Annotated in this window: 3 protein-coding genes; all 3 read right to left on the bottom strand. The window is 62.7% G+C overall.

All coding sequences use genetic code 11. The features are described 5' to 3' along the window. A partial coding sequence (locus VIW95_RS02435) for a chloride channel protein (RefSeq protein WP_331583670.1) occupies positions 1-2,019 on the bottom strand: 2,019 nt, incomplete at its 3' end. 35 nt (positions 2,020-2,054) lie between these two features. Further along, a complete protein-coding gene (locus tag VIW95_RS02430) occupies positions 2,055-2,927 on the bottom strand; it encodes an alpha/beta hydrolase (protein ID WP_331583668.1) in 873 nt (290 codons plus the stop codon). Between the two features lie 41 nt (positions 2,928-2,968). Next, on the bottom strand, positions 2,969-4,294 hold a 1,326-nt coding region (locus tag VIW95_RS02425), incomplete at its 5' end, for an aspartate aminotransferase family protein (RefSeq protein WP_331583666.1).

Below are 4,294 nucleotides of genomic sequence, written 5' to 3'. Positions count from 1 at the left end.
GACGGGTCCCGCGCTCTCCAATTCTTGCGTGAATAGCCGGATGTCCTGCGCACGCCCTGCCGCGATCAGCTGATCGCCCGCCTTGAGCGGACGATCCGGCGTGATCGGCGTGAATTCGCCCTGCGGATTGTCCGCGTCCTGAACGGCAAGCACGGTAACGCTGAATCGAGCGCGCGCATCGAGTTGGCGCACCGTTCTTCCGGCCGCGCCGGCGGGAACCGTTATGCGCGACACGCGATAACCGGTCGCCCAATAAACATTCGGGTCGCGCGTGGCGAGCGTCGAGAGCGAAACCGTCACGCGGTTGAGCGCTTGCGCGATTTGCCGGCCGGTGACGAGGCCGAGAAAGCGCCGCGTGGCCGGATCGACAACCGGAATCTCGTCCAGGCCGTCGTGCTCCATCAACTGGCTCGCTTCATCGAGATTCGCCTCGAGCGACACGGTGGAACAATGCGCATTGCAGATGTCGAACGCGTTGACCAGCGGACCGAGCTCCTGTCCTCCGCTCAGCACGGACAGCAAATCCCGCACTACGATCGTTCCCGCGAGTTCGCCGTCGCTATCAACCACCGGCAGGGTGGACTGCGAGGTCTCGCCGGCGGTGCGCAATACTTCCGACAGCGAAGTATTCTCGCTCACGATCGTAACGTTCCTGGTGACCACCGCGCTGACCGGTATCAGCGTGAGGGCCAGCCGTTCGCTGCCGATTTGCAGCGTCTTGCCCTGGCGCGCCAGGCGGAACTCATCGATCGATTCGGTTTCGATCGCGCGCGCGACGACCAGCGCCGTGATCGTCGCGATCATCGAGGGCAGCGCGATAGTGTCGCTCCGCGTCATCTCCCAGAGCAGGAACAGCGCCGTCAGCGGCGCGTGCGTGGTGCCCGCCAGGAATGCGCCGAGGCCCACCAGCGCGTACGATCCGCGCGGGCCGGTAAGCTGCGGAATCAGCATCGCCGAGACGCGCTGGAACAACCCGCCCGCCATCGTGCCGATGAAAAACGTCGGCCCGAAAGATCCTCCCGGCGCGCCGCATCCGAGCGACACGCTGCTGGCGAAGATTTTCGCGCAGGTCATCGCAGCCAGCATCCCGATACCGAACTCGCCGGCCATCGCGCGGTTAATCACCGGGTAGCCGTCCGACAGATTTTGCGGAAGCCAGATGGCGATCACGCCAACGATCGCAAGTCCCGCTTCGAGCTTAACCCAGATGGGAAGGTCCAGCCGGCGAAACCATGCCTCGGTCGCGTTGAAGAAGCGGATGTAGCCCGCCGCGAGGGCGCCGAGCCCAGCGCCCATCAGCGCGTAGGTCGCCATTTCCCAGTAGCTGCGCAGCACGAATTCGGGTGCGGCGAAGACGACGGCGTTGCCCTGAATCGCGCGCGAGGTGATCACCGCCGTGAAGGTGGCAATGATCAGCAAAGTCAGGTTGGCGATTTCGGTATGGCCGAGCAGGACGATTTCCTGTGCGAACATCAGGCCGCCGATCGGCGCGTTGAAGGTCGTCGCGATGCCCGCGCCGGCGCCGGCCGCAACCAGCACCTTGGCGCGATCGGGTGATAGTTTTCTAAGCTGTGCGATTGTCGAACCGATCGCACCACCCACTTGTGCGATTGGACCTTCGCGACCGACCGACGCTCCCGCGCCCAGTGAAATCGCGGCGCCTGCTGCCTTCACGAAGATCCACCGGCGCTTGAGTCGCGCGGTGCCGAGATTCACCATCTCCAGGAAATTCGGAAAGCCGTAACCGAGCACGTCTCCGGGAAAGAATCGGTCGAGCACCAGAATCGCGACGCCCCCGCTCAGCAGGATGACTGGAATAAGCGCGCGATGGAGTCCGCCATTCTCAATTCGGAGCGCGTTCCACTCGAGCCCGCGAAACAGCCACGTGAAGAGTTCGATCAGCTGGCGAAAGCCAAGATTTCCAAGCGCCGCAAGCACGCCCACCGTCGCCGCCAACAGGATCAGCTGTACATATTCGAACTGGTCAGTGCGCAGTGAAAGCGAAGGTCGTCGCATCATCAACCGTGCCCGCTGAACACGCTATCTCGCTCGAGCTACACGCCAAGGAAACGGTGCGCGACGGTCAGGAATTCGTCGAGGCGATCGTGATGCACCCAGTGGCCGGCCTTTTCGACGGTCACCGACTCCGCGTGCTTGAACGCCTGGATGCGCCCGTCCGCGACCCAATCGCCCGCCCACGACTCGGTGCCGCGAATCAGCAGCGTCGGGCACGTGATGCGCCCCCAGATTTCGCGCGCGTCACGGTTGTTGAACATGTAGGGCGACGTCGCGTGAACGTAGTTGTCGAATTTCCACGAGTAGGTGCCGTTCTCGTTGCGACGAATTCCCCAAATCGTGAGATGGCGCGCCTGCTCGCGGCTGAGATGCGGGTTGGCCTCGCGCATGCGGGCTAGAGCCTCCTCGATCGATGGATACTCACGCACCTTGCGCCGCGCGAGCGTTTGCATCTGGCCGATCCAGTTGTTCATGCGATCGTAGGCGGGCGAGTCCTTGATCATTCCCGGCGGCGGACCCATCCCTTCGATCGAAACCACGCGCTTGACGGCGTCGGGATGCGTCCCGGTGTATTGCAGGACGATCCCGCCGCCGAGCGAGTGACCGATCAGAGTCGCGGGCTGTTTAGTTACTGCGTTCATGAGCTGTGAGAGATCGAGCACGTAGTCGATCATCGAGTAACCGCTGCCCACGGCCCAGTCGGAGTCGCCGTGGCCGCGAAGGTCGGGCGCGATGATGTGAAAGTGTTGCCGGAGATCGAGCGCGACCCAATCCCAATTGCGGCAATGGTCGCGGCCGCCATGCACCAGCACGAGCAGCGGCTTGTCGGGATTGCCCCAATCGACGTAGTGCAGTTTCAGGCGCTGCGAATAAAAGTAATGCGAAGTCGGCCCGATGATGCTATCGGCCATTTGCCGGTCTCTCCCAGAAGCTAAGACGTTAGCGTCAGACGCTACAGGTTAGGCTGGATTTCGTCGAGTGCCGCGCGCGCCGTGCTGATGATGAACTTGATTTCGGCGTCACCGATCGTGAACGGCGGCGTGATCATCATCGCGTCGCCACCCGCTTTGCCCGCCATCCCGGTCGCCGGATAGAAGAACAATCCTTTTCGGACCGCCGCGCCGAGCACGCGATTGGTTACCTTTTTTTCAGGAACAAAAGGCATGCGTGTCGCTTTGTTCTGGACGAGCTCGATCCCCCAGAACATCCCGGTACCGCGGATATCGCCGACCATCGGATGGCCTGACAGTTCTTCCTTCAAGCTCGAGCCGAGCCGCGCGCCGACTTCTGCCGAGCGCTCGACGAGCCGCTCGCGCTCCATGATTGCGAGCACTTCGTCGGCGACCGCGCACGCCACCGGATGCGAGCTGTATGTGTAGAACATGAACTCGGCCTTGGCGTCCTCGACTTCTTCGACCAGCGATTCCTTGACCGCGATCATTCCCATCGGCATGTAGCCGCCGGTGAGTCCCTTGCCGCCGATCAGGATGTCGGGCACGACGTCCCAGTGATCGACGCCGAAGCGGCGTCCGGTGCGGCCGAAGCCGGTCATCACTTCGTCGGCAATCAGCAACACGTCGTAGCGCGTGCAGATCTCGCGAATCTTCGGCCAGTACTCTTTCACGGGTGGTACGACGCCGCCGCTCGAACCCATCATCGGCTCTGCGATAAACGCAGCGATCGAGTCGGGACCGTGCTTGAGGATCTCCTTTTCGAGCGCGGTCGCGCATTCGATCTCACATGACGGATACGTTTTGCCCCATGGGCATCGGTAGCAGTAGGTAGGATCGATCTTCGGCCAATCGAGCAGAATATGTTCGTAGTCCGCACGACGCCCGCTGCCGCCCGCCGACAGTGCCGCGATAGTGTTGCCGTGATATGAAAAGCGGCGTCCGATGATCTTGCTCTTCGACTGCTTGCCGCGAGCCTTGTTGTAGAGAATCGCGAACTTCAGCGCCGCTTCGACCGCCTCCGATCCGCCGCTGGTAAAAAAGAAGCGCGTGAGCCCCGCGGGAGTCCATCGCGTCAGACGATCGACGAGCTTCTCGCGCTCGGGCGAGGTCCACACCGGCACTATGTAATCGAGATTGGCGATCGTGCGCGCAGCCACCTCGGCGATTTCACGGCGGCCCTGCCCGATATTCACCACTACGGCGCCGGCGCCCGCGTCGAGGATCTTGTTGCCGTCGGAGGCGTAGAGCCATGGGCCTTCGGCGCGCTCGATACGAATGGGATCGTGCGGCCCGCGCATGAACATCGGAGTTGGCTGTGGCATAGG

The sequence above is a fragment of the Binatus sp. (SeqCode) genome, from assembly GCF_036522015.1.
Taxonomy (GTDB): Bacteria; Desulfobacterota; Binatia; order Binatales; family Binataceae; genus Binatus.
Note: the sequence above shows the minus strand (reverse complement) of the source record. Positions and strands in the feature narration are given on the sequence as shown.

Excerpts from the sequence above, each read along its gene's own strand:
- VIW95_RS02430 (WP_331583668.1), bottom strand. The coding sequence starts at position 2,927 with ATGGCCGATAGCATCATCGGGCCGACTTCGCATTACTTTTATTCGCAG.